Annotated in this window: 1 pseudogene; it reads left to right on the top strand. The window is 50.3% G+C overall.

Annotated elements, in window-relative coordinates:
- Window positions 1-38: 38 nt before the first annotated feature.
- Window positions 39-394 (top strand): annotated as a pseudogene (locus tag AAEZ03_RS26120) (phospho-N-acetylmuramoyl-pentapeptide-transferase); the annotation flags it as partial.

Genomic DNA, 394 nt, shown 5'->3' with positions numbered 1-394 from the left:
TGGAAACACTTATTCATGCGCTAGTAGAGGAGTAGGCGGTGTTAGTTTGGTTGTTTGGCTGGCTTGGCCAGTATTATACACCGTTTTCTGCGGTTTCTTCGTTGACGCTACGAGCGTTACTTGCGGTCGTCACAGCACTGGCATTTAGTATGTTTTTAGGCGGACCGGTCATCAGACGTCTACGGGCACTAAAGTATGGTCAGGCCATTCGTAATGATGGTCCGCAGTCGCATTTGGCAAAGACTGGTACACCGACCATGGGCGGGGTATTGATTTTGAGCGCCATCGGGGTATCGACCTTACTGTGGGCACGCCTTAACAATCCTTATGTGTGGATTTTGCTGATCGTGATGATTATCTCTGGCGCGGTTGGCTGGGCTGATGATTGGCTCAA

The sequence above is a fragment of the Pseudomonas sp. HY2-MNA-CIBAN-0224 genome (assembly GCF_040310285.1).
Lineage (GTDB): Bacteria > Pseudomonadota > Gammaproteobacteria > Pseudomonadales > Pseudomonadaceae > Aquipseudomonas > Aquipseudomonas helleri.
The sequence above is the reverse complement of the archived record's forward strand: the minus strand, read 5'-3'. Positions and strand labels throughout refer to the sequence as shown.